This is a genomic window from Actinomyces oricola (genome assembly GCF_004104015.1).
GTDB classification, from domain to species: domain Bacteria; phylum Actinomycetota; class Actinomycetes; order Actinomycetales; family Actinomycetaceae; genus Actinomyces; species Actinomyces oricola.
In genome coordinates this window covers 21,600-46,506 of record NZ_RYFV01000023.1, presented here as the reverse complement: position 1 = coordinate 46,506, position 24,907 = coordinate 21,600, and the positions used below count along the sequence as shown (strand labels likewise).

General features: G+C 70.3%; 22 protein-coding genes and 1 pseudogene. 4 read left to right on the top strand and 19 right to left on the bottom strand.

Features of this window, described 5'->3' with window-relative positions; translation table 11 throughout:
• Positions 1 to 50 precede the first annotated feature (50 nt).
• A complete protein-coding gene (locus EUC46_RS09535; protein WP_128773932.1) occupies positions 51 to 986 on the top strand; it encodes a formate/nitrite transporter family protein in 936 nt (311 codons plus the stop codon).
• Between the two features lie 171 nt (positions 987 to 1,157).
• On the opposite strand, the gene EUC46_RS09530 is transcribed toward EUC46_RS09535, so the two are convergent.
• From EUC46_RS09530 to EUC46_RS09485, 10 genes are all read right to left on the bottom strand, one after another.
• Positions 1,158 to 2,381, bottom strand: a complete 1,224-nt coding sequence (locus EUC46_RS09530) for an argininosuccinate synthase (protein WP_128773931.1) — start codon at positions 2,379 to 2,381, stop codon at positions 1,158 to 1,160.
• A 179-nt stretch (positions 2,382 to 2,560) separates the two neighbouring features.
• Positions 2,561 to 3,106 (bottom strand): arginine repressor, encoded by a 546-nt coding sequence (locus EUC46_RS09525; protein ID WP_128773930.1) that lies wholly within the window; start codon positions 3,104 to 3,106, stop codon positions 2,561 to 2,563.
• The gene (locus tag EUC46_RS09520) at positions 3,103 to 4,365 is read right to left on the bottom strand and encodes an acetylornithine transaminase (RefSeq protein WP_128773929.1); all 1,263 of its coding nucleotides are present in this window, start codon (positions 4,363 to 4,365) and stop codon (positions 3,103 to 3,105) included. Before EUC46_RS09520 ends, EUC46_RS09525 begins: the two co-directional genes overlap by 4 nt.
• On the bottom strand, positions 4,362 to 5,294 hold the full coding sequence (gene argB / locus EUC46_RS09515) for an acetylglutamate kinase (RefSeq protein ID WP_128773928.1): 933 nt from the start codon (positions 5,292 to 5,294) through the stop codon (positions 4,362 to 4,364). Before argB ends, EUC46_RS09520 begins: the two co-directional genes overlap by 4 nt.
• Positions 5,291 to 6,457: a bifunctional glutamate N-acetyltransferase/amino-acid acetyltransferase ArgJ gene (gene argJ / locus EUC46_RS09510; protein ID WP_128773927.1), complete on the bottom strand. Its 1,167-nt coding sequence runs from the start codon at positions 6,455 to 6,457 to the stop codon at positions 5,291 to 5,293. The genes argB and argJ overlap by 4 nt, the downstream gene beginning before the upstream one ends.
• Positions 6,454 to 7,578: an N-acetyl-gamma-glutamyl-phosphate reductase gene (gene argC / locus EUC46_RS09505; protein WP_128773926.1), complete on the bottom strand. Its 1,125-nt coding sequence runs from the start codon at positions 7,576 to 7,578 to the stop codon at positions 6,454 to 6,456. The genes argJ and argC overlap by 4 nt, the downstream gene beginning before the upstream one ends.
• A 300-nt stretch (positions 7,579 to 7,878) precedes the next feature.
• A complete protein-coding gene (locus tag EUC46_RS09500; protein ID WP_128773925.1) occupies positions 7,879 to 8,373 on the bottom strand; it encodes a flavodoxin domain-containing protein in 495 nt (164 codons plus the stop codon).
• A gap of 84 nt (positions 8,374 to 8,457) precedes the next feature.
• Positions 8,458 to 11,112 (bottom strand): phenylalanine--tRNA ligase subunit beta, encoded by a 2,655-nt coding sequence (gene pheT, locus EUC46_RS09495; protein WP_128773924.1) that lies wholly within the window; start codon positions 11,110 to 11,112, stop codon positions 8,458 to 8,460.
• 1 nt (position 11,113) lies between these two features.
• The gene (pheS, locus tag EUC46_RS09490; RefSeq protein ID WP_128773923.1) at positions 11,114 to 12,199 is read right to left on the bottom strand and encodes a phenylalanine--tRNA ligase subunit alpha; all 1,086 of its coding nucleotides are present in this window, start codon (positions 12,197 to 12,199) and stop codon (positions 11,114 to 11,116) included.
• A gap of 313 nt (positions 12,200 to 12,512) precedes the next feature.
• Positions 12,513 to 13,721 carry an ATP-grasp domain-containing protein gene (locus EUC46_RS09485; RefSeq protein WP_128773922.1) on the bottom strand — a complete coding sequence of 403 codons (1,209 nt, stop codon included), beginning with the start codon at positions 13,719 to 13,721 and terminating at the stop codon, positions 12,513 to 12,515.
• Between the two features lie 101 nt (positions 13,722 to 13,822).
• Here EUC46_RS09485 and EUC46_RS09480 point away from each other — a divergent pair, with 101 nt between their 5' ends.
• From EUC46_RS09480 to EUC46_RS09470, 3 genes are read left to right on the top strand one after another with little or no spacing between them, the layout of a single operon-like run.
• On the top strand, positions 13,823 to 14,677 hold the full coding sequence (locus tag EUC46_RS09480) for a MerR family transcriptional regulator (protein WP_128773921.1): 855 nt from the start codon (positions 13,823 to 13,825) through the stop codon (positions 14,675 to 14,677).
• Positions 14,674 to 15,588 (top strand): ABC transporter ATP-binding protein, encoded by a 915-nt coding sequence (locus tag EUC46_RS09475; protein ID WP_128773920.1) that lies wholly within the window; start codon positions 14,674 to 14,676, stop codon positions 15,586 to 15,588. Before EUC46_RS09480 ends, EUC46_RS09475 begins: the two co-directional genes overlap by 4 nt.
• Positions 15,585 to 17,222, top strand: coding sequence for an ABC transporter permease (locus EUC46_RS09470; RefSeq protein ID WP_128773919.1), 1,638 nt, complete (start codon positions 15,585 to 15,587; stop codon positions 17,220 to 17,222). The genes EUC46_RS09475 and EUC46_RS09470 overlap by 4 nt, the downstream gene beginning before the upstream one ends.
• A gap of 71 nt (positions 17,223 to 17,293) precedes the next feature.
• Here EUC46_RS09470 and EUC46_RS09465 read toward each other — a convergent pair.
• From EUC46_RS09465 to infC, 9 genes and pseudogenes are all read right to left on the bottom strand, one after another.
• Positions 17,294 to 17,560 (bottom strand): annotated as a pseudogene (locus EUC46_RS09465) (glutamate ABC transporter substrate-binding protein); the annotation flags it as partial.
• A gap of 70 nt (positions 17,561 to 17,630) precedes the next feature.
• The gene (locus EUC46_RS09460) at positions 17,631 to 18,404 is read right to left on the bottom strand and encodes an amino acid ABC transporter ATP-binding protein (protein WP_128773918.1); all 774 of its coding nucleotides are present in this window, start codon (positions 18,402 to 18,404) and stop codon (positions 17,631 to 17,633) included.
• Positions 18,405 to 18,665: 261 nt separating this feature from the next.
• Positions 18,666 to 19,799 (bottom strand): DUF418 domain-containing protein, encoded by a 1,134-nt coding sequence (locus EUC46_RS09455; RefSeq protein WP_128773917.1) that lies wholly within the window; start codon positions 19,797 to 19,799, stop codon positions 18,666 to 18,668.
• Positions 19,800 to 19,922: 123 nt separating this feature from the next.
• Entirely contained in the window at positions 19,923 to 20,651 is a 729-nt protein-coding gene (locus tag EUC46_RS09450) for a response regulator transcription factor (RefSeq protein WP_128773916.1), read from the bottom strand.
• On the bottom strand, positions 20,651 to 22,015 hold the full coding sequence (locus EUC46_RS09445; protein WP_128773915.1) for a sensor histidine kinase: 1,365 nt from the start codon (positions 22,013 to 22,015) through the stop codon (positions 20,651 to 20,653). The genes EUC46_RS09450 and EUC46_RS09445 overlap by 1 nt, the downstream gene beginning before the upstream one ends.
• 3 nt (positions 22,016 to 22,018) lie before the next feature.
• The gene (locus EUC46_RS09440) at positions 22,019 to 22,840 is read right to left on the bottom strand and encodes a TrmH family RNA methyltransferase (RefSeq protein ID WP_128773914.1); all 822 of its coding nucleotides are present in this window, start codon (positions 22,838 to 22,840) and stop codon (positions 22,019 to 22,021) included.
• Positions 22,841 to 23,116: 276 nt separating this feature from the next.
• Positions 23,117 to 23,497, bottom strand: a complete 381-nt coding sequence (gene rplT / locus EUC46_RS09435; protein ID WP_128773913.1) for a 50S ribosomal protein L20 — start codon at positions 23,495 to 23,497, stop codon at positions 23,117 to 23,119.
• Between the two features lie 27 nt (positions 23,498 to 23,524).
• Positions 23,525 to 23,719, bottom strand: coding sequence for a 50S ribosomal protein L35 (gene rpmI / locus EUC46_RS09430; RefSeq protein ID WP_128773912.1), 195 nt, complete (start codon positions 23,717 to 23,719; stop codon positions 23,525 to 23,527).
• Positions 23,720 to 23,811: 92 nt separating this feature from the next.
• Complete coding sequence (gene infC / locus EUC46_RS09425; protein WP_277750487.1) at positions 23,812 to 24,435, bottom strand: translation initiation factor IF-3; 624 nt, start codon at positions 24,433 to 24,435, stop codon at positions 23,812 to 23,814.
• Positions 24,436 to 24,907 lie beyond the last annotated feature (472 nt).

The window sequence follows — 24,907 nt, the reverse complement described above, 5'->3', positions numbered from 1 at the left end:
AGGTTCTTATGTCTCCTGTGTTTCGGGCCACAACATGAAACCATTGGTTCATGTCTGAGTCTCCAAACGCCCTCTTCCCCGGCAAGCAGTTCATCTCCACCGTCCTTGAGGCCCTGGACGCCAAGACCAGGATGACCGGCACCATCGCGCACCGCTACCTCATGCGCGCCGCCATGGCCGGCATGATCGTGGCAGTGTTCTACATCGTCAACTACGCCATTGTGGGCGTCTTCGACGGCATTAAGGTCGGCGACGCCTCCTTGGCGGGCCTGGGACGCATCCTGGGCGCTCTGTGCTTCGGCCCGGCCCTGGTGTTCATCTACTACACCAAGTCCGAGCTGCTGACCTCCAACATGATGGTGGTGGTCATTGGCGCCTACTACCGCAAGATCTCCTGGCTGCGGGGCTTGCGCGTGCTGGGCATGTGCCTGCTGGGCAACTTCGTGGGCGGCCTGGTCTTCGCCGTCATGTACCACTTCTCGACCCTGGTGGACAGTGCCACCGGCGACCAGGCAGTGCATTCAGTGGAGGCCAAGCTCGCCTATCTCGACTCACTGTCCTCCATGGGGGACCTCTTCGTGCGGGCGATCCTGTGCAACTTCATGATCAACCTGGCGATGCTGCTCATCTACAACGGCTTCATCAAGGAGGACTGGTCCAAGATCTTCTCCATGATCATGGCCGTGTTCGTCTTCGCCTTCCTGGGCCTGGAGCACTCGGTGGCCAACACGGTGCTTTTCTCGGTGGTGGGCCTGACCCACGGGGTTAACGTGCCCTTGGCGCTGGGGAACGTGGCGATCGCACTGCTGGGCAACTTCGTGGGCGGCGGGCTGCTCATTGGCGCCTACTACGCCTACGCCAACGACGACACCCGCTGGCTGCGCAGCCACCCGGAGACCGCGGCCCAGGGGGCCCAGACCCCGGCGCGCGCCTCGGGCAATGGCCGCAAGTCAGGGGCGAGGAAGGGCAAGCAGCGCCGCCGCTGAAAGACTCCGCGAGCCGTTCATCGATAACCGGGATAACCGGCTCCGGGCGCGCAATGGTTTCCCATTGCTCCTGCGCGCCCGGAGCCGCAATCGGGGTGGATGAGCCCTTGGAAGAGGAGCCCCTTGAGGGCCGCGCGCAGCAGCGCCCTCATCTCAGGAACCCCGACGAACTCAGAAGCCGACGCCCTGGCCCATGCGCACGTCGCGGGCGGCCGCAAGTTTGGACTGCATGCCATAAATCTCGATGAAGCCGCGCGAGGATGACTGGTCGAAGGTGTCACCGGTCTCGTAGGTGGCCAGATTGAAGTCGTACAGACTCGACTCGCTGCGCCGCCCATTGACGGTGGCCCTCCCGCCGTGCAGGACCATGCGGATCTCGCCGCTGACGTAGCGCTGGGTGTCCTCGATGAAGGCGTCCATGGAGCGCTTGAGCGGGGAATACCACTGGGCCTCGTAGACCAGTTCGCCCCAGACCTGCTCCATCTGACGCTTGTAGCGACGCTGAAGGCGCTCCAAGGTCACGGCCTCCAGGGCCCGGTGGGCCTCAATGAGGGCGACCGCTCCAGGAGCTTCGTAGATCTCGCGGGACTTAATGCCCACCAGGCGGTCCTCGACCATGTCAATGCGCCCCACGCCCTGGGCCCCGGCGCGGCGGTTCATCTCCTGGATGGCCTCCAGGGGGGTCACGGGCTTGCCGTCAATGGCCACCGGGATGCCGGTCTCAAAGGTGATGACGACCTCGTCGGGGAGCGGCGGGTAGGTGGGGTCGTCGGTGTAGACGTAGACGTCCTTGGTGGGAGCGTTCCACAGGTCCTCCAGGAACCCGGTCTCAATGGCACGGCCCCACACGTTCTGGTCAATGGAGAAGGGGTTGTGCTTGGTGGTCTCAATGGGCAGATCGTGCTTCTCGGCATAGTCAATGGCCACGTCGCGGGTCAGGGCCAGGTCGCGCACCGGGGAGATGCAGTCCATATCGGGGGCCATGGAGGTAATGGACACCTCGAAGCGGACCTGGTCGTTGCCCTTGCCGGTGCAGCCGTGGGCCACGGTGTGGGCGCCGAACTGGCGGGCGGCCTTGACCAGGTGCTTGGCAATAACCGGGCGCGACAGGGCCGAGACCAGCGGGTAGGTGCCCTCGTAAAGGGCGTTCGCCTTCAGGGCCGGCATGCAGAAGTCGGTGGCGAACTCATCGCGGGCATCGGCCACATACGCCTCCACGGCACCGCAGTCCAGGGCCCGCCGGCGGATAACCTCAAGATCCTCCCCGCCCTGGCCGACGTCGACGGCGACGGCGACGACCTCGCGACCCGTCTGCTCGCCGATCCAGCCAATGGCAACAGAGGTGTCCAGGCCTCCGGAGTAGGCCAGGACGACGCGGTCCTTGTGGATGCTCATGGGTTCTGCCTCCTGAGTGCAGTGCTGGCGTAGTCCAGCGGGTTCGGTTGGGGAGCTGGTGGGGTTACGGCCCGGTTCCATGGCCGCCTCCCGGAGGCCGGGCGGGTGAGTCGAGAAGGTCGGCCGGGAAGGCCGGCCGGCGGACGGCGGCGCCCGGGTGCCGCCGTCCCGCACCGGGCTCAACGGCGAGCGCCGGGGTCGGCCAGGGCCAGCAGGTGGGCGGCGACCTGGGCGGCCGCCCGCTCGGAGCGGGTAATGACCAAGACGGTGTCGTCCCCGGCAATGCAGCCGAGTACATCGGGCAGGATGGCGTCGTCGACGGCACTGGCCAGCAATTGAGCCGCCCCCGCGGGGGTGCGCAACACCAGTTGGCTGCCGGCCCACTCCGCGGTGACCAGCAGGTCGGCGCACCAGCGGGCCAGGCGGGGTGTGGTGTGATCCGCCAGGGACTCATCGCCCCCCACGGCGCCGGTATTGACCTGTCCGGGCGCCCCGGCCTCCGGTATGGCGTAAACCTGGGCGCCGCCGGCAGATCGGAGCTTGGTGGCGCGAAGCTCAACCAGGTCGCGTGAGAGCGTCGCCTGGGTGGTGGATACGCCTCGAGCGGCCAGGGCGCCCCTGAGTTCGGCTTGAGAGCGAATCCGCTCCTTGGTGAGGATTTGGGCAATGAGGGCGTGGCGGGCGGCCTTGGTGGCTGGTGCCGCCGGGCTTGGGGACTCGCTCATTGGGCACCTTCTGTGGCAGTTCTAGTGGCGAGGATGTCGGTGAGCACCGCGGTGAAGGCATCGGCATCGGCATCGGACAGGATGAAGGGCGGAGCCAGGCGCAGGGTGTCCGGGCGCGGTGCGTTGACAATAAAACCGGCTCGGACCAGATCCTGGACGACCTGCCCGGCCTCCCCCACACCCGCGGCCAGGCCCAGACCGAGCAGCAGACCGCGGCCGCGCACCTGGGCCACGCCGGGCACGGAGGCGAGTTGCCCGGACCAGCGCCGGCCCAGAGCACCGACTCGCTCCAGCAGGCCCTGCCTGGAGATGGTGTCGATGACGGCCAGGGCGGCGGCGCAGGCCACGGGGTTGCCGCCGAAAGTGGTGCCGTGCTGACCGGGGCCGAGTAGGTCCGCCGCCGACCCGGTGGCCAGGGTGGCTCCAATGGGCACTCCCCCGCCCAAGCCCTTGGCCACGGTGACAACGTCGGGCACCACCCCGGGGGCCAGGAGGTGGTGCGCCATCCAGGCCCCGGTGCGGCCCATGCCGGTTTGGACCTCGTCGACAATGAGCAGGGCGCCCGCTCTCTCAGTGGTCTCGCGAGCGGCCTCCAGGTAGCCGGCGGGCAATTCGCGCACACCGGCCTCCCCCTGGATGGGCTCCAGAACCAGGGCGGCGACGTCGGGGCCCATGGCCTCGGCCAGAGCGGCCGCGTCCCCGGCGGGGATGAACTCGACCCCGCCGGGCAGGGGTTCAAAGGGCTCTCGGTAGGCGGCCTTGTGGGTCAGGGCCAGGGCGCCCATGGTGCGGCCGTGGAAGGCGCCCTGGAGCGCCAGAATGCGGGGGCGCTGCGCCCCGCCATGACGGCGGGCGATCTTGAGGGCCGCCTCGTTGGCCTCAGTACCAGAGTTGGCCAAGAAGACTTTGGAGGAACCGGCCGGCGTCCGGGGGAAGGTCAGATGGGCCAGCTCCTCGGCCAGAGTCACCTGGGCGGGGGTGGTGAAGAAGTTGGAGACGTGCCCCAGCGTGCTGAGCTGCTCGGTGACGGCCGTAACAATGGCGGGATGGGCGTGGCCCAGGCAGTTGACGGCAATGCCGGCCAGCAGGTCAATGTACTCCGCACCGTCGGCATCCCAGACGCGGACGCCGCGGCCACGCACCAGGACGCGGTCGGGGGTGCCGAAGGTGTTCATGACGGCCTCGGCATAACGCCTGCGCCATGTCGTGTTGTCCGGCGCTTCTCCGGCCGCGGCACCGGTGGCAGAAGGGGCGCTCATAGGGTTGGGCCCCCCTTGGTGCGTGAGCACCCGGTAACCTCGGGGTGGACGACGGTGCCGACGCCGTCGTCGGTGACGATCTCCAGGAGCATGGAGTGGGGCTGACGCCCATCGACAATATGGGCCTGCCCCACTCCCCCGCGCACGGCCCGCAGGCAGGCCTCCATTTTGGGGATCATGCCCGAGGAGAGCTCGGGCAGAAGCGCCTCCAGGGCGTCCACGCCAATGCGCGAGACCAGGGAGGCGCGGTCGGGCCAGGCCGAGTACAGGCCCTCGACGTCGGTGAGCACAATGAGCTTCTGGGCTTTAATGGCCACGGCGATGGCGGCGGCGGCCGTGTCCGCGTTGACATTGAGGACGGTGGTGGAGTCCGCGACCATGGGCGCCACCGAGGAGATGACCGGGATGCGGCCCTGGGCAATGAGGTCGAGGATGGGGCGGGGGCTCACCTCGACGACATCGCCGACGAGACCCACATCCACGCTCTCCCCCTCCACGGTGGCCAGGCGCTGGCGGGCGCGCAGGAGCCCGCCGTCCTCGCCGCTAATGCCCACCGCCGCCGATCCTTCGGCATTGAGCAGGGAGACGAGCTCGCGCTGGACTGAGCCGGTGAGGACCATGCGCACCACATCCATGACCTCAGGGGTGGTGACGCGCAGGCCACCACGGAACTCCGAGGAGATGCCCAGGCGCGAGAGCATGGAACTGATCTGGGGGCCTCCGCCGTGAACGACGACGGGCTTGAGGCCGACCTGGTGGAGGAAGAGGACGTCGTCGGCGAAGGCCCGTTTGAGGTCCTCGTCGATCATGGCATTGCCACCGTACTTAATGACAATGGTGGCGCCCTTGTAGGCGCGCAGCCAGGGCATGGCCTCCAGAAGGACGGAGGCTTTTTGCCGGGGGGTCAGGTGCTTGGTCAGAGAGCTCATGTTGTGTAGTCCGCGTTAATGGTGATGTATCCGTGGGTGAGATCGTTGGTCCAGACGGTGGCCTGGGCGTCACCAACGTTCAAGGCGATGTCGATGCGGGTCTCACGGGCGCTCATGTCCACTTCGGAGCGGCTGGTGGCCGGCTCGCCGTGGCTGAAGATGGTGACGCCATTGATGGCCACGTCCACCTGCTCGGGGTCGAAGGGGCACGCCTGCTCGGGGACGGTGCCCAACTGGGACAGGACACGGCCCCAGTTGGGATCGCCCCCGGCCACGGCGCACTTCAGAAGGTTGGAGGCGCTCACGGTACGGGCGGCGATCTCGGCGGCGGCCTCGGTGGCGGCGCCGGTCACGGTGATGGCGATGTCGTGGGTGGCGCCCTCGGCGTCGGCCACGAGGCGCCTGCCCAGGCGCCCCAGCACCTCGGTGACGGCCTTGTCGAACTCGGCCCGGCCGGGGGTGGCACCTGAGGCGCCGGAGGCCAGGAGCACAACAGTGTCGTTGGTGGACATGCACCCGTCAGAGTTAATGCGGTTGACGGTGCGGGCCACGGCCGCGGACAGGGCGGCGCGGGCGGTCGGGGCGTCAATGACCGCATCAGTGGTCAGGACGGCGAGCATGGTGGCCATGCCGGGGGCGAGCATGCCGACCCCCTTGATCATGCCGCCAATGGTCCACCCGCCGGCATCCAGGGCGTCCTCCTTGGGGACGGTGTCGGTGGTCATAATGGCGCAAGCGGCCTCATGGGCGGCCCGAGAGGTCGTTTCCAGGGAGGCGGCCGCCTCGGCGGCACCGCCCAGGAGCGCCGCCATGGGCAGGGGCTCACCAATGACCCCGGTGGAGCACACCAGCACCTCCTCGGCTTGACAGCCCAGCAGCTCGGCGATGCGGGCGGCGGTGGCGGCGGTGTCGGCGGTGCCGCGCTGACCGGTGCAGGCGTTGGCCGAGCCGGAGTTGAGTATGACGGCCCGCGCCACGCCGTCGGCCACCGCCTGCCGGGACCAGACCACGGGGGCGGCCACAACTCGGTTGGTGGTGAAAACGCCCGCAGCCACGGCCAGGGGGCCGTTGTTGACCACGAGGGCCACGTCGGGCCTGCCGGAGGCCTTGAGCCCGGCACGCACGCCCGCAGCGGAAAAGCCCGTGGCAGCGGTAACACTCATGGTGCAACTCCTTGGGTGAGGATGCCGGTGGTCTCAGGCAGACCGCGGGCCAGGTTAAGGCACTGGAGTGCCGCGGAGGCTGTGCCCTTGCCGAGGTTGTCAATGGCGCACATGGCGATAACGGCGCCGGCTGTGCGGTCAATGGCGACCTGGACGGTGGCCAGGCCGGACCCGGCGACGGCGCCAGTGGTCGGCCAGGTGCCCTCGGGGAGGAGATGGACGAGGGGCTCGCCACCGCCGGCCCGCCCGTAGGCGGTCTGCCAGGCATTGCGCAGGAGGGGCCCGGGGTCGGGGGCCCGGCGCAGTGCGGGGGCCATGGGTGCGGTCACGGTGGCCAGGATGCCGCGGCTCATGGGCACCAGGACGGGGGTGAAGGACAGGCGGATGCCGCCCGGGGCGCCGGCGACCCGGAGGTTTTGGATGATCTCGGGGATGTGTCGGTGGGTGCCGCCCACGGCGTAGGGCTGGGCCGAGCCCAGCGCCTCGGCGGCGCTCAGGTGCGGTTTGAGGGACTTGCCCGCCCCGGAGTAGCCCACGGCCAGGACGGCCGTGATCGGCGGGGCCTGGGGGCCGGTGTCAATGAGTCCCGCGGCAACGCCGGGCTGGAGGGCCAGGGTGACCGCGGTGACATTGCACCCGGGCACCGCAATGCGGGCGGCGGCGGCGAGTTCAGCGCGCTGGGCGGCCGCGGCGCCCTCCCCGGCGTGGAGGAGTTCGGGCATGCCGTAGGTCCACGCCTCGGCGTAGGGGCTGTGCTCACCGTAGAAGGCGGTCCAGGAGGCGGAGTCGGTGAGGCGGTGGTCGGCGCCGCAGTCGATCAGCAGGGAGGTGGCCCCTTGGGCGGGGGCGGCCTTTTCCAGGGCGGCCGTAATAGCCCCGGAGGCGCCGTGCGGTAGCGCCAGAACCACAATGTCGTGGCCGGCGAGGTGCTTGACGTCCGTAGGGGCTACGACTTTATTGGCCAGGCCCACGAGGTGGGGGTGGTGGTCGCCCAGGGGGGTTCCGGCTGAGGAGTTAGCAGTGACGGCGCCAATCTCAATGCGGGGATGCTGGGCTAGGAGACGAAGGACCTCTCCCCCGGCGTAACCGGTCGCGCCCGCGACAGCTGCTGTCCACGTCATGCGAAGACCATACGTCGTCATGCATAGAAATACGAAATAGGGTGGCGTGAGTCTGCTCGTCGCCTTGCTCACAGCGCCCCAAGGCGTCAGCACAGGCCTGTGCCAGGGGCGGCGCACGCCTCGGTATGCGGCGCATACCTTGGTTATCTTGCTTGGTTATCTTGGTATGGGGCGGCCGGGCGGCGCACACCGGGCGCAGCGCGGTGGCGGGATGCATACCGGATCGACCGGGCCGCCCATCGGGCGCGTGCCGCCAACGACATGGAAACGACATGGACCAGGCGCGGGCGCCCTTCGAGTTCAGGCGCGGGCCAGGACCGTGGTGGCGATAGCCCGGCCCCACTGGCGCACCGAGTCCCAGTCGCGGAAATCGCCCTCGGACGCTCCACCGAGGCGGGCAATGGAGCGCTCGCGCAAGGAGAGCTCAGTGGGGGCGAAGCGGCCCGGGAAGGTGACGTGGTCCTCGGGCTCAATGAGGAGCAGCACCGGGCCAATGCGGTTGGGGTCGGCGATTTCACCCTTGGGCAGACCTGACAGGCCCACTGAGAAGGCCCACACGGGATGGGCGGCCAGCTCGTCACGGAAGCGCTCAGTAAAGGCGACGGCCTCAGGGGTCCACTTGGTCATGTACACGGCACTGCCCAGGATGAAGGCGTCGTAGCCCTCGACAGTGGTGACGTCCTCGGGGTGGGCCTGGTCGACGTCAATGCCGGCAACGCGCAACTCCTTCGCGATCGCGGCACCGATCTCGTCCGTGGAGCCGTGGCGCGATGAGGTTGTGAGCAAGAACTTCATGCGGCAAGTATCCCGGGTCTCCCCGGGTGCGGCGCGGCGCCCGCCGTCTTCCCGGGGTGAGGCCCCCCACACCCTCCCGACCCCTCAGGCGCGCAGTTCGGCGCCCAGGCGCTTGGCGGCGCGCTTGACCACGCGCTTGCGCACGGCGGCGGTCTCCTGGGCCGTCAGGGTGCGGTCGGGGGCGCGCAGCACCAGAGAGAAGGCCAGGGACTTGCGCCCCTGCCCCAGCTGGGGGCCGCGGAAGACGTCGAAGAGGCGGACCTCCTCGGCCAGGTCCCCGGCCGCCTGGCGCACCACCTCCTCCACGTCGCGGGCTGTGACGGCCTCATCAACCACCAGGGCGATATCCTCCTTGGCGGGCGGGAAGGTGGAGACGGCCCGGACCTGCAGCACACCGGCCGCCTCGACAGCGTCCAGCATCGGTTCCAGATCGATTTCGACGGCGCAGCTGCGCTCGGGCAGGCCCAGTGCGCGCGTGACCCGGGGGTGGAGCTCCCCGGCGTGGGCCACGACGGGCCCGGCCTGGACCTGCTTGCCCCGGCGCTCACCGGGCAGGCGCAGTTCTGCGGTGCGGCCCGGGTGCCAGGGGGCGTAGGGCTGGGGCGGAGCGGCCGCCTCCAGGCTCAAGCCCAGGACGGCGGCCACTGTGCGCACCACCTCCAGGGCGTCGGCCCAGTCCCAGGCCCGGCCCTGGCCCAGGACGCCGCTTCGCTCCCGCTCACCGGCCAGGACGGCGGCGACATGGGTGGGCTGGGCGGGGATGCCCGCCTCGAGTGCCTCAATCTCCTCATCGGTGGGGCGCCGCTCCACCCCGGGGATCGCCGCGGGCACGGTCCCGCCGGGGCGGGTGACGGAGCCGACCTCGAAGACGGCGACGCCGGACAGCCCTCGGGAGACGTTGCGGCGGGCGGCCTCCACCAGGGAGTCCAGGACGCAGGTGCGCAGCCAAGGCGCATCCTCGGCCAGCGGGTTGGCCAGGCGCACGGCCTGACGCCGTTCGTCGCCCTGGGGGATCTCCAGGAGGTCGTGAACGTCCCCGATGAAGGGGTAGGAGAGCACCTGGGTCAGGCCCGCGTCGGCCAGGGCGCGCGCCACCTCGCGCCGGGCGCGCTGGCGCAGGGTCAGGCCGGTGCCCGCGGGGGCGGTGGGGACAATGACGGGGATGTTGTCGTAGCCGTCGATGCGGGCGATCTCCTCGGCCAGGTGGGCGGGACCCACCAGGTCGGGGCGCCAGGTCGGGGCGGTGACGCTCAGCAGCTCGCGGCCCTGCTCGTCAGCGCCGGCGGGGCGAACCGTGCAGCCGATCATCTCCAGGATCTCGATGACCCGCGGCGCGCCGTAGGCCACCCCGGTCAGCCGCTCGGCGGCGTCGGCGCGCATGACGATGGGGGGCATGGGGCTGGTGCGATCGATGTCGGTGGACACGGGGTCGGCCACCGCCCCGCCGTACTCCACCAGCAGGTCGACGGCGCGCTGGGCGGCCACCGGGGCCAGGGCGGTGTCCACGCCTCGCTCGTTGCGCTTGGAGGACTCGGTGGGCAGGCGGTGGCGGCGGGCCGAGCGGGCGACGGAGACAGCGTCGAAGTGGGCGGCCTCAATGAGCACATCAGTGGTGGACTGGTCGACTTCGGCGGCGGCTCCGCCGAAGACGCCGGCCAGGACCAGGGGGCGCGAGCCCTCGCCGCCGGCGGAGTCGGAGATGACCAGGTCCTCGGCGTCCAGGGTGCGGGTGACCTCGTCGAGGAAGGTCAGCTGCTCCCCGGCGGCGGCGCGGCGCACCACAATGGGGGGGCACAGCTTGTTCAGGTCGAAGGCGTGCAGGGGCTGGCCCAGGTCGAGCATGACGTAGTTGGTGACATCCACGGCCAGGGAGATGGGGCGCATTCCGGCGGCGGTGAGGCGCTCGCGCATCCAGGCCGGGGAGGGGGCGGCCGGGTCAATGCCGCGCACCACGCGCGCCACATAGCGGTCGGCGCCGGGGCGCCCGTGGATGGGGGCGGGGTCTTCGGCGATGACCACCGGGAAACCGCCCTCGCCGCTGCGGGCCACGCCGGCCGGGTAAAGAGCGGGGTTGGCGGCGTCGGCCGGGTCGGTGAAGCGGGCGCCGGTGGAGTGGGAGTACTCGCGGGCCACCCCGCGCATGGAGAAGCAGTAACCGCGGTCCGGGGTCACATTGATCTCCAGGACCTCCTCCCCCAGTCTCAGCAAGAGGATTGCGTCGGAGCCGGGGGCGGGTATCCCCTCACCGGCCCGGTCGTGCTCGGCCAGCCACTGGTCGAGCACAATAATGCCGGTGTGGTCCTCGCCGATGCCGAGCTCGCGGGCCGAGCAGATCATGCCGTCGGAGATGTGCCCGTAGGTCTTGCGGGCGGAGATGGCGAAGTCGCCGGGCAGGACGGCGCCGGGCAGGCTGACCACCACCGAGTCCCCGACGTCGAAGTTGTGCGCCCCGCACACAATGCCGCGACTGGGCAGGTCTGAGGGCTCCTTGCCGGTGCCGGGGGGGTCGTTGTACGCGCCCACGTCTACGCGGCAGTAGTTAATGACCTTCCCATTGGACTGTTTCTTGGACTCCAGGGTCAGGACTCTGCCCACCACCAGCGGGCCGGTGACGGCCGGGGGGACAATGCGCTCCTCCTCCAGGCCCACGCGCACCAGGTCGGCCGCCAGCTGCTCGGCACTCAGGTCCGCGGGGGCGTCGACGTGCTCGCGCAGCCACTCAATGGGGACGTATGGCATGTCAGTGGCCCTTTCCGGTCGTGCCGAACTGCTGGGAGAAGCGGATGTCGCCCTCGACAATGTCGTGCATGCTGGCGATGCCGTGACGCAGCATGAGGGTGCGTTCCAGGCCCATGCCGAAGGCGAATCCGGTGTACTCATCGGGATCAATGCCGCAGGCGATGAGGACATTGGGGTTGACCATGCCGCAGCCGCCCCATTCGATCCACCCGGGGCCGCCCTTCTTCAGGGGGAACCACAGGTCCATCTCGGCGCTCGGTTCGGTGAAGGGGAAGAAGGAGGGGCGCAGGCGCACGCGCGCCTCGGGGCCGAACATGGCCCGGGCGAAGTGGTTGAGGGTGCCCTTGAGATGGGCCATGGTCAGGCCCTTGTCGACCGCCAGGCCCTCAACCTGGTGGAAGACGGGGGTATGGGTCTGGTCGAGCTCATCGGAGCGGAAAACCTTGCCGGGGCAGGCCACGTACAGGGGCGGGTCGGCCGCGAGCATGGCGCGGGCCTGAACCGGGGAGGTGTGGGTGCGCAGGACCAGGTTTGCGGGCTCGCCGCTGGCGGCACCGACCGATTCGCCCTGGATGTAGAAGGTGTCCTGCATCTGGCGGGCGGGGTGGTCGGCGTCGAAGTTGAGGGCGTCGAAGTCGTACCACTCGTGCTCGAGTTCGGGCCCCTCGGCGATGGACCAGCCCATGGCGATGAAGAAGTCGGAGATCTCCTCGACGAGCAGGTCCAGGGGGTGCCGGGCGCCGCCGGCGGTGCGGTCGGTGGGAACCGTGACGTCCACCGCCTCAGTGCGCAGCATCTGCTCCTCGGCAGCGGCCTCCAGGACCTCCTGGCGGGCGGCCAGGGCGGTGTTAATACGGCCCCGGGCCCCGCCCAGGAGCCGGCCGGCCGTCGGCTTATCCGCCTTGTCCAGCCTGCCAATGCCCCGGTTGGTCAGGGCCAGGACAGAGGAGTCGCCGGTGTAGGCCAGGCGCGCTTCCTTCAGGGCGGCCAGGGAGTCAGCGGCGGCCACAGCCGCCAGGGCCTCCTCGACAAGATCGTTAATGCCCACCTCGTCCAGGGGTGAGAGCGCGCCGGGTGCGTCAGTCATGGTTATGCCCTCCCGCCGGGGTTGGTGTCTCGTGCCGGGTCCCAGGGTAGTCGGCCCTACCGGCAGGTCCGAATCCGGGTCGGGTATCGGGCGCGCGGGCCCCGCCCGCGTCGTCTACCGCCCTGGCCACGTTCAGCATCCGAGGTGACCAGTCCCCGCCACCTCCCGGGGGCCCGGGCGGGGGAAAGAAACTTCGATGGCGTCCGTTCCGCCTACCGCCACCTCCCGGGGGCGCGGGCGAGGGCGGGCCGGGGTGTGCGGTCGCCCTCCTGAGCGACGCAATGTGCCCCGGGCCCGCGGGCGCGGGCCCGGCTCAGCCCAGGCGGGCAATGGTGCGGTCAGTCACCTCGTAGGCGCTGACGGCGCCCCCTGCCAGGGCCTCCACGGCGCGGGGCCGCACCAGGAGGGCGCCCACGACGGCCGCGGTCGGCAGGAGGCTCAGCGGGTCGCGGACCGGGGTGAGGACCTCACGGCTGCCCGCGAGGGGCGGGCCCGCGCCCAGGGCGCGGCCCAGCGCGCCCAGCACCGCCCGGCGCCTCCCCTGCCGCTGGGCCGCCCCCAGTGCGAGGGCCATGGTCGAGCGGGTGCGGACCCCGGGCCGAGCGATCAGCACCCGGCGGGGAAGCGGCCCCCCGGTGGCCAAGGCCATGGTCAGCAGCGGCAGGTTGACCCCGGAGGCGGCGGCGTTGCCGGGCTCCGTGGTGCGCGGGTTGCACTCGATGAACCGGGGCCGACCGGTGGAGCCGGTGAAGTAGTCGCAGGTGAGGCCGCCGTGCCAGGACAGTCGTCGGCCGATCCGGGTGACGGCCTCGACCGCGGCCGGGTCGCTCACCGACAGGCGCGCCGCCGCGGACCCTCCCACACCGGTGCCGATGCGCTGGCTGCACGCGACCGCGACGAGCCGACCGTGGTCGAACAGGGCGGCCACCTGCCGGTAGGCGCCGGCCACGGGCGCCTGCACCATGACCGGGGCGCCGCCGGCCCCCAGGCAATGCCACGCCGCGACCGCCTCGGCACGCGTCCTGGCCCGGCGCACGCCGCGACCGGCGGTCGAGTAGGCGGCCTTGACCCACACCGGGTACCCCACCCGGTCCAGGTCTGCCTCGCCACGGACCTCGTGCCAGGCCGGTTGGGGGACGCCGAGCTCGTCGCACACCCTGGCGAAGGCGGTCTTGGACTGCACCTGGGCGAAGGCCTCTGCCCCGGCCACGGCCAGCCGCCCGGAGGCGTGGGGCAGGTACCTCCTGCCCGCCGCGAGCAGCCACGCCTGCTCGTGCGTGGCCAGCAGCGCCCGGTACCTGCCCGTGGCCAGCAGGGCGTCGAGGGCCCGCAGATACCCCACAGGGCTGGAGCCCGGGGCCGGGACCCGGCGCACCGCCCGGCACCAGGTGCTGAAGGAGGCCAGCGGCCAGCCCACCGGGGAGGCCACCTCCACGTCGACCCCGCAGGAGCCGAGCACCGTCACGGTCTCCCGGGCGGTCAGGCTCGCCCCCTCGGACAGCAGCACCCGGTCGCGGACCATGGCGGGATCCTAGCTCCTGCGTCGGATGGTGGACCGTGGCCGCCCGCCGGCCTGCCGACGGCGGTTGACGGTGACGCAACGTCACCTGGTGGGATGGGCCCATGCGCACCAGGGAGATCGCCGAGGCGGCGTCCACCACTCCGCGGACCATCCGCCACTACCACCAGCTCGGGCTGCTGCCCGTGCCGCCCACGGTCCGGGGCCGGCGCGACTACGGCATTGAGCACCTCGCCCGCCTCCTGCGCATCCGCTGGCTGGTCGGCACCGGCCTGAGCCTGGGCCAGGTCGCCGCCCTCCTGAAGGCCGACGCCTCGGGGGACGACCGCCAGCAGATCCTGGCGGACCTGAGCGCCACCCACGCCTCCATTCGCGCCGAGCAGCAGCGCCTGGGTAAGCAGGCGACCAGGATCGAGCAGCTCATTGCCCAAGTCGAGGACGGCGGGCCGCTCTCACCCCTGCCGACCCGCCTGGCGGGCTTCTACGACGCCCTCCGGGAACGGGTGCTGGCCGCCGGGGGCAGCACCCGCGGCCTCGACGTCGAGCACCAACTGGTACAGGTCCTGGCGGCCCTCCGCCTCATCCCTCCCAGCGTGGAGGCCTTCATCGCCGCCCTCGACCACAATGACCTGGACCTGGCGGCCGGCCAGGTGGCGGCCTTCACCGCCCTGCCCGGCCTGCCCGCCGACGAGCGCGACCGGCAGGCCCGCGCCCTGGCCGAGCGCACCTGGTCCCTGCTGGTGCGTCACCAGGAGCACGTCTTAGCCGTGGCGCGGGACCTTCCCACCGGCCACTCCGGGAAGGCCCTGTGGGCTCTGCTGGGACGCCTCGCCGAGGTCGCCTACTCCGACGATTCTCAACGGGTCTTCGTGGCCCACCTGCTGGAGCTCATCCTCGACGATCCCCCGCTGGCGGCCGCGATCCGCCGCTCAGCGGGGACGCAGGAGGTCCGGCTATGAGGGCGCGCGACGACTCCGCCCCAGCGATCCGGGCCCGGGGCCTGGTCAAGCGCTTCGGGCGCACCACCGCCCTCAACGGACTCGACCTCGCCGTGGCCACAGGATCCATCCACGGCTTCCTTGGCCCCAACGGAGCCGGCAAGTCCACCACCATCCGGATCCTCCTGGGCCTGTACCGGCCCGACGCCGGCCAAGTGCACGTCCTGGACCGCATCCCGGCGCACGAGGCCTCGGCCATTAACCGGGAGGTGTCCTACGTGCCCGGCGATGTGGCCCTGTGGCCGAACCTGACGGGCGGCCAGGTCCTTGACGCCCTCGCCGGCCTGCGCGGCAGGCGCGACAGCGCCCGGGAGGACAGGCTCATCGAGCGCTTCGAGTTGGATCCGTCGAAGAAGGTGCGCACCTACTCCAAGGGCAACCGGCAGAAGGTCGCACTCATAGCCGCCCTGGCCGCGCCCACCCGTCTGCTCATCCTCGACGAGCCGACCTCTGGACTCGACCCGCTCATGGAGCGGGTCTTCGCCGAGGAGGTCGCCGCAGCCGCGAGCGCGGGGCGCACTGTCCTGCTTTCCAGTCACATCCTGGCCGAGGTGCAGCACCTGTGCTCGGCGGTGACTATTGTCAAGGACGGGCGCGTGGTGGAGGACGGTGACCTGGAGCATCTGCAATCCCTGGCGGCCACTCGCATTGGGCTGCGCGCCGCCCCCGGGCGGCTGGCGTCGCTGGCCGCCGCGCTGGCGGCCCTGGGCGCCGCGCCTGAGGAGGACGGGGACCGGTTGACTCTGCAGGTCGCTTCAGATCAGGTGCCCGCGGTCCTGGGCGTGGTTGCCGAGCACCGGGTCACGGACGTGGTCTGTGGGCCCGCGAGCCTGGAGGACCTGTTCCTGCGCCACTATGAGGACGTTCGATGAGGGGCGCCGGACTGGGGCCGCGCGGGTCGGGGTTGCGCGGGTCGGGGTTGCGCGGGCTGGGGCGGGCGGTGCGCCTGATGCTGTGGCGGCTGCGCCTGCAGGTGCCCGCCTGGGTGTTGCCCCTGTGGGCGCTGGCGGCCATGACACCGAGCTACAAGAGCGTTTACCCGTCGCTGGATTCACGGACCGCGCTCATTGCGGCCGTGCGGCAGAACCCCGGCACCCGCCTGCTCTACGGGGTCCTGCCGCTGCCCGGGAGGATCGGGCAGCTCGCCCAGTGGGAGATTGGCAGCCACCTGCTGGTGTGCACCGGTCTCATGGCCGTGCTCCTGACCTGCCGAATGCTGCGGGCCGATGAGGACGAGGGCCTGGTGGAGGGGCTTCGGGGCGCGGGCGCGGGACGGTGGGTGCCCTTTTTGGCCCCTGTCCTGGTGGTGTCCGGGGCGGTGGCCCTGCACGCGCTCGGCGTGGGCGCCGTCATGACCCTCTTGATCGTGCGGGTGGAGGAGTTGACTGTCTCCGGGGCGTGGGCGCTGGCGGGCACGGTGGCGGTGGTGGGCTGGGCCTTCATGGGAGTGTCCGCGGTGGCGAGCCAGCTGGCCCGCAGTACGGTCGGCGCGCGGGGCCTGTCCCTGGGAGTCCTCGGGGCCGCCTTCGTGCTGCGGGTGGTGGCCGATGAGGCTGACGCGTCCTGGGTGCGGTGGTTCAGCCCCCTGGCCTGGCGGGACCTGGTGGAGCCGTATACCCACGACCGGGTGGCTCCTGTCATGGGGTGCGCTGTCTGCTGTCTGGTGCTGATCGTGGTGGCGGGGGTGCTCTACGCGCGCCGGGAGTACCTGGGCGGCTATCTCCCGGACCGCTCCGTGAGTTGGCGCCGGTGGCGGGTCCACGGGCGCGCTGACCTGTTGGCGCGCCTGTGCCTGCATCCCGTGGTGGGTTGGGCGGTGGCGGTGGCGTGCGTCTCTGCGCTCTTGGGCACCATGGCCGGCAGCATTACGGATCTGCTCAAGCCGGGGTCGCCGACGGCGCAGATGGTGGACGCGATGGCGTCGGGCAGCCCGGTGGTGCAGTTCATGGACCTGCTGACCGTTCTCACCGTCCTGCTTGTGGTGACGGCGGCAGTGGATCGGGCCGGTTCTTTAGCGGAGGCGGAGCGTCGGGGGCTGGTGGAGGCGGAGGTCGCGGTGGGGACCTCCCGCTCCCGGATCTTCGTGGTGCAGGCCGGTGCCGCGGTGGTTGAGGGGGTGGTCCTCCTGCTCGTCTCGGGCGGGGCGTTCGCGGCGGCGACGGCGGGGCAGATCACCGAGGACCATGCGGTGGGGCGTGCTGTTGTCTACACGGTCAGCCAGCTGCCGGGGATGCTCGCGGCGGTCGGGATAGCCCTGGTCCTGGTGGGCTCGGCCCCACGGTGGGTGCCGCTGGCGTGGGCGGTAGTGGCCTGGAGCGGCTTCGCCCGGTTCCTCGGCGGGCTCGTCGAGCTGCCCGCCTGGGCGCGGGACCTCAGTGTCATTGGCCACCACCTTGACGTGGTCGGCCCAATGGGCTGGAGGCCGCTGGCGGTCCAGGCGGCGGTGGGTGTGACGGGCGCAGCCATCGGACTGCTGGCCTACCGCCGCCGGGACCTGGGCGCCTGAGCGCCCGCCGCTACCGGTGGGCGGCGAATGCGACACCGAGGCCTCTTGGCGGGTCGCGGACCGCTGGCGGGGTCCTCCAGGGAGAAGATCTGGCTCGTCTTGGTACCTCCGGTCTTGAATACGCCCGCCTGTTTAATGGCCGAGGCCCAGGTGGATGCCGCCACTGCGTCGTCGCCGGCCACGGGGCCGGAGTTAATGACGGCGTCGTAGTCGGCGTCCTGGGAGTTGGAGGAGACCGCCTGCCCGTCCGCGCCGGTGTCGGCGCAGGCAGCCAGGACGGTGGCCAGGGTCAGGGCGCCGCTGGCGCCGAGCAGGGAACGACGGGAGAGGGTCGTCATGGGGTGTCCTTTCACATGTGCCTGGCTGGTTGCCGTCGGCGGATTATTGGTGGGAGGTGGGGGCCGGCCCTCAGTGGCTGAGGACCTTGGACAGGAAGTCGCGGGCGCGCTGGGTGGCCGGGGCGGCGAAGAACTCCTCGGGGGGCGCCTCCTCGACGATCTGGCCGGCGTCCATGAAGACGACCCGATCGGCCACGGAGCGGGCGAAGCCCATCTCGTGGGTGACCACGAGCATGGTCATGCCCGAGGCGGCCAGGTCCTTCATAACGTCGAGAACCTCGGTGATCATTTCGGGGTCCAGGGCGGAGGTGGGCTCGTCGAAGAGCATGACCTTGGGGTCCATGGCCAGGGCGCGGGCGATGGCCACGCGCTGCTGCTGGCCGCCGGAAAGCTGGGCGGGGCGCTTGCCCTCCTGGTCGGCCAGGCCTACCCGCTCCAGCAGTTGGCGTGCCCGGGCGACGGCGTCGGCCTTAGGAAGGCGGCGGACCCGGATGGGGGCCATGGTGATGTTGTCCAGGACGGTGCGGTGGCCGAAGAGGTTGAAGGACTGGAAGACCATGCCGACCTCGGCGCGCAGGCGGGTGAGTTCCTTGCCCTCTTGCGGCAGGGGGACGCCGTCGATCTCAATGGTCCCCGAGCTAATGGTCTCCAGGCGGTTAATGGTGCGGCACAGGGTGGACTTGCCTGAGCCGGAGGCGCCGACGACGGCGACGACCTGGCCGGAGTGGATGTCCAGGGAGACGTCGTCCAGGGCGGTGAACTCGCCAAAATACTTGGTGACGTGGCTCACTCGGACCAGCGGGGTGTCGTCTGGTGCGGGGCGGGCGGGATCGGTGGTGCTCATCGTGTCCTCATGCAGGGGTTGCGGTGAAGGGGGTGAGCGTCCGGCGGCACAGGGGTACCGCGGTCCTGCCAGCGAGGTCAGGGGATCCGGACGCTGCGTGCGCCGGATCGGTTCAAAAGTGTTGGGCCACCGGGCACTTCAGGTCAGGGCCGGCAACACATCAAGTCGCGCACGGGCGCCACCTCGCCAGCAGCCACGGCCGTGCGGGCTCGTGATCCGCTGGCGAGAACCGGGGCGCGATGGGCGCCAACGCGTATGGGCTCAGCGGCCCTCTCGGGGCCGGATTGCGTCCGTGTGACGCTCCTGGCAGACCCCTTGGCGAAGGTCCACCAGTGTCCACCAGGTCAGGCACCTCCACACCCACTCCAGGGGGCCGTAGCGGAAGCCTCTCAGCCACAGGCGCGCCACCACGGACTGCACGACCAGCACCAGGACGGCTACCGCCAAGAGCGGCCGGAGGTCACGGCTGCTCGCCCAATGCAAAGCCGAACCAATGGCGGCCACAATGAAGCTCGCACTCACGTAACAGGTCAACGCCATCTTCCCCAGAGGCTCGAAGAAGGCGATAACGGGTTTGCGGATCGGGGAGGAGCAGGCGAGCGCGATGAGGCAGATGTAGAGCATGGCCTGCACGCCACCGGCAATACCACCGAAGTACCCGTACCTGGGGTCGCCATCAATATCGTACGTCTGCGCGTAGACGGCTGGGATTGTCAATGCCGCCGCCGCGGCGGTGGCCAGCACCAGGCGGCGGTCGGGATGCTCAAGGCGGGCGGGCAGGCCGTAGGCGGCCGCGGCGGCGCCCAGGAGGAATAACGGCGGAACATTGATGACGCTGGAGCCGACCCAGGCGAAGGATGCGATGGTCCCGGTCACCGCCAGCACCGCCACCAGCCAGCGCGGGGCCTTCAACACGACCGGCAGCACGAGGAGCCCGACCACGGCATACACCTTAAGCACCTCGCCGGGGTACACCAGGGAGTGCAGCACTCCGATCGCCAGCAAGGCGATTAGGCGCCTACCCACCACTGTCCAGGGCGAGGCACCGCGCCTGGACGCCGAGTCGGCGACGAACTTCAGGCTCATCCCGAACATGAAGGCGAAGATCGGCACGAACCGGGTGGAGACCAGGTAGTGGAGGGCCGCCGCCGCCGTCGAGGGCGCATTAGTCGTCACGGGCGCATCCCAACCCAGATGCGTAATGTCCCCGATGTTGACCAGGAGGATGCCGCAGACGGCGAAGCCGCGCAATACGTCGATGACCCGGTAACGGGGCGCGGATCTCGGCAGAGGCGACTCGCCCACTGGCGCCCCACCACGCTCCTCGCGGCGGGGCCGGGTGAGGTATTGACCAGAGGCGGTGCGGAAAACAGGCGGTGCGGTTGGAGTGCTCATGTCTTTGAACACTAGGGGCGCCCACCAGCCGGATCCAGGGAAAACCGCGTTATTCCAACTCGGGATGGATCCTTTGGAGCGCTTTTCCACCCATGGGTGGACTCGCCGCGACCACCGTGGATCTCACCGGCTGCGCTCGGGACGGACCAGGCCCGTCTCGTAGGCGAGCACAATCAGCCCCGCACGGTCCCGCAGGGAGAGCTTGTGCAGAAGGCGGTTAATGTGGGTTTTGACGGTCGATTCGGCCAGGACGAGTTTTTCAGCGATCTCCCGGTTGCTCAGCGCCCGACCCACTAGGGCCAGAATCTCCTTCTCCCTGGCGCTCAGGGGCGCCAGGCGCCCGTCGTCCCCGGGCGACCGGCCCGGGCCCCGCCCGCCGGCCGTGCTCCTCGCACCGTCCAGTTCTGGTGCTTCCGGCGCCGCCCTGGAGATCCAGTGGCTCAGGAGTCGACGCGTGGCCGAGGGCGCCACCACGCTGTCGCCGCGGGCGACGGCCTTGACTCCGGCAATGAGCTCGGGGGCCGTACTGTCCTTGAGGAGGAATCCCGAGGCCCCACAGCGCAATGCCTCCACGACGTACTCATCGAGGTCGAAGGTGGTCAGTATGAGAACCCGCACGTGCGGGTGGCTGCGGGCCAGCTCGCGTGTGGCCGCAATCCCGTCCATCCGGGACATGCGCACGTCCATGAGGACCACATCGGGCCTGCGGGCTCGCACCGCGGCCAGGACCTGGTCCCCGTCGTCGGCCTCCCCGACCACAGTGATGTCTCGGCGGGCGTCCAGGATCATGCGGAACCCGGCCCGCACCAGGGTCTGATCATCGACAAGAAGCACGCGAATTGGGTCAGTCATCACTCTGGGGCTCCCGTCTGGGTGGCGCTGGTGTCACTCCGGGCCGATCCGGTCCTGTCGTCATGCGACTGTTCGCCAGGCACCCATGCCTCGACGAGCAGGCCGCCACCGTCGCCGGAAGCGACTCGCAGACTGCCTCCCACGGCCTCCACCCGGCGTCGGAGGCTGCGCAGCCCCTGGCCACTGCCGCCGGTGTCATCACCGCCGTCTCCACCAGGTTGGCGGCCGGGACCGTCGTCGCTCACTCGCAGGATCATGGCCTCGGGGGCGGCAATGAGCTCGACCAGGATTCGGCTGGCGCCGGGCGCGTGCTTAATGGCGTTGGTGACCCCTTCTTGCGCGACCCGGTATAGGGCCAGTTGCGTCTGAGGCCCGGGCGGGGCGTCCCGAAAGCGGTGCAGGTCGGTTTGACCGCGGGCCTCCAGTTGTACGGGGGCGCCGGCGTCGACGGCTGATTGCACTAGTGCGGGCAGGTCGGCCAGGCCCGGGACGGGGTGCAGCAGCTCCGTCGAGCCTGTCGCGCCCAGTAAGCCGTCGGTGGACGCCCTGAGGGATCGTGTCAGGGCGCGGGTCTGCCCCAGCGCGTCGCGGGCCGTGGCCAGGACCGTCGCCAGGGCTTGACCCACCTGCTTCAAGCGCTCCTCGGCATCCAGGCTCGTCTCCTGGGCGCCGAGGGTGGCCAGGTAGTGGCCCGCTTCGGCCTGCACGGCGATCAGGGCGAGGGCGTGCCCAACGACGTCGTGCACCTCGCTGGCAATCTCGGAGCGGAGGGTGGCCGCCTCAGTCTTGAGGCGCTGATCCTGCTCCGCCCGGCGGGCCAGGACCTCGGCCTCGCGCGCCTGCACGACGCTGCGGCGCAGCGTCACCAGGCGGCCCATCGCCCATGCGAGTAAGCCCAGGGTCAGTTGGAGAACGAGGAGTGTGATGAGGCTCTGCCAATACATCGGGTCCGGGACGACGCCTCGTTCGTCCTCGGTCCACGCCACCGCCGCCACAACGCACCCGGCGCCCATGAGCCCCAGCCACACGGGCTGCAATCGTCGGCGCCCCCGCTCCCCCAGGCGGAAGAGTGCGAACAGAACGATGAGGTCGGCCGTCAATGACCCATTGATGAGAAGGAGTTGAAGTCCTGCAAGCAGAAAGACCACGGCCAGCATCACATCGGTGTCCAGGCGCCGCCACCATGTCGCCGCCCACGCCACGCACAGTGCTACAACCGCGCCCCAGTTCCCGGTCGCATTCCACACCTCCGGCACCATGTTGACCAGCATCAGCGTCATGACGGCCGTCCACAGCATCCGCAGGATGAGCGAGGAGCGCACGCCTACGACGGCGCTGGCGAGCCCACGTAATCCGATGCGCATTGCTCACCGCTGCGCCCGGGCGCTGGCGTAGAGGCAGAGGGCTGCGGCCGCGGCCACGTTGAGGGATTCGGCCCTGCCGTGGATGGGGATGGAGACGACGGCGTCGGCGCAGCTCAACGCTTCAGGGGTCAGCCCGTGCGCCTCGTTGCCCAGCAGCCATGCGGTCGGCGCCGTGAGCACTGCCCCGGCATTGAATAGGTCCAGGGTGCCGCGGCCGTCGGCGGCCAGAACCGTCAGTCCGGCCTCACGCAGGGCGGCAACGACGTCGCCAAGAGCCCCGGCGGTGACCACGGGCAGGTGGAACAGGCTGCCGGCGGTGGCGCGCACCACCTTCGGTGAGGTGGAGTCCACGCTCCCGCGCACCAGGACGACCGCATCAGCCCCGGCGGCGTCGGCAGTGCGGATAATGGTGCCCGCATTGCCCGGGTCCTGCGCCTCGGTGAGTACCGCCACCAGCGTGGCCCCCTCCAGGGCCGCGGCCAGGGCCCGGGCGCCGCAGACCTCCTCGGTCCTGGCGACCGCCAGTACTCCCTGGCTGTTCGTGCTCATGGCCGCCATGACGTCGGCGGAGACCAGGTGGGTGTAGATCCCGGCCGCGCGGGCCTCTTCCCAGGTCCTCGAGTGCCGGCCGGCCGCCTCCTGGGTCATGTAGACATCGCGCACGCGCCCCGGCGCGAAGCGGACTGCTTCGCGCACCCCCTGGGGCCCCTCGACCAGGAACTGCTGGCGCCTGGTGCGGGCGCTCTTACGAGCCAGCCCCGCCACCCGGCTCACCCGCTGGGAGGAGGGGTTAGTCAAAATGGTGGGGGTCCCAACGCCGCTCATGGCGCCCAGTCTAGGTGGGATGCTTCTTCGCCTCGTCGGCCCCAGGCGCCTCAGCGCTGCCCCCTGCACCTCGACAACACCTTGATAACCCCGGCATGACTGCTGATTGCCGGGGCACTCCAACCGGCTCAACGAGGTCAGAGCCCGCCCCGCGGCCAGCGGGTTGAGGCGTGGACGGCACGAGGAGTGGACGGCGCCGTCCACCTGCTGGTGGGCGGCGCCGTCGAGTGGAACCAGGCGGGGCGGGGCCCGCTGGTGCGATTGTCAGGTGCGGTGTCAGGCCTTGGGGGCGTTAACGTCCTCTGGGAGGGCGGTGCGAGCCACCTCGACGAGTGCTTTGAAGCCGGCCGGCTCGTTGACGGCGAGCTCGGCGAGCATACGGCGGTCGATCTCAACCCCGGCCAGCCCCAGGCCCTGGATGAAACGGTTGTAGGTCAGGCCCTCGGCGCGGGCGGCGGCGTTAATGCGCTGAATCCACAGGCGACGGAAGTCGCCCTTGCGGGCGCGACGGTCGCGGAAGGCGTAGACGCCGGAGTGGGTGACCTGCTCCTTGGCCTTGCGGTAGAGGCGCGAGCGCTGCCCGCGGTAGCCCGAGGCCTGCTTCAGGACGGTACGACGCTTCTTGTGGGCGTTGACAGCCCGCTTCACACGTGCCATGTGATGACTCCTTCGGTGGTAGGGCGGTCAGCGACCGAGCAGCTTCTTGACCTGGCGCAGATCGGCGGCGGCGACCGGCTGGTCCTTGGACAGCCTGCGCTTGCGGCGGGAGGACTTGACCTCCAGCAGGTGGCGCTTGTTGGTCTGCTCGCGCATGAGCTTGCCGCTGCCGGTCACCCGGAAGCGCTTCTTGGCACCGGAGTGCGTCTTGTTCTTCGGCATGGTGGATTTCCTCTTCTTGGCCGCCGGCCCTGCCGGGCCGGGGCTGCGGACCCCGCACGCAGTGGCGAGGGGGTGGGTTGTGGTTCGTGGTGTCAGGCGCGCCCTCCAGCACCAGCACGCGCTACAGCGCCGGCGCGGCTGGCGCGGGCGGCCTGCTTCTCCGCCCGACGGTTGGCGCGGGCCTCCTCGCGGCGACGGCGCTGGTCGGACTTGACTTCGGCCTTCTTGCGCGTCGGGGACAGAACCATGACCATATTGCGGCCATCCTGGCGCGGGTGGGACTCAATGGTGCTCAGCCCGCTGGTCTCCTCGGCTACGCGTTGGAGCAGCCGAATGCCCAGCTCGGGGCGGGACTGCTCGCGCCCGCGGAAGCGGACAATGCACTTGACCTTGTCTCCGCCCTGAAGGAAGCGCTTGACGTGACCAATCTTGGTCCCATAGTCGTGCTCGTCGATCTTGGGGCGGAACTGGATCTCCTTGAGCTGCGTGTTGGCCTGGTTGCGTCGGGCGTCGCGCGCCTTCATGGCCGACTCGTACTTGAACTTGCCGTAGTCCATGAGTTTGCACACTGGGGGGCGCGCATCCGGCGCCACCTCGACGAGGTCCAGGTCGGCCTCCTCAGCCAGGCGCAGGGCGTCCTCCACTCGGACAACACCGACCTGCTCACCGCTGGGGCCGACGAGGCGCACCTCATGGACGCGGATCCGGTCGTTAATACGGGGCTCGCTGATGACAGTTCCTCACTCTTGGCGACGGTCGACCGTTGCAGCGAAGAAGGCCCCCGCCGCTTAACGCGGGCGAAGGCCTGGCATGTGCTCTGACGAGCGCAGCCGGACGCGGCGTGGTGCCACTGGCCGGCTGCCGAGGATTGCTCCTCGCATGACCCGGTCCCCGCGAGGGACCCAGGTGGGATTTCTCCGCTTGCGTGCCGGAGACATACTCCGACCGGTCGGGAAGAGAGCCTACCAGAGCATGAAGTCCTGGTTCCAGGGCGATGGCGCGGCCCACCCCCGTGAGCCCGCCCACTACCTACCGGCCCCTCCAACCTCCCTCCAACCCCGGCCCTTCCAACCTCCCTTCCAACGGAATCCTCACAGCACAACGTCCGTGGACGTTGTGCTGTGAGGATTCCGTTGGAGGGGGGTGCGCCGATGGCGAGGCGGAGGGGGTGCGCCGGCGGAGGGGAGG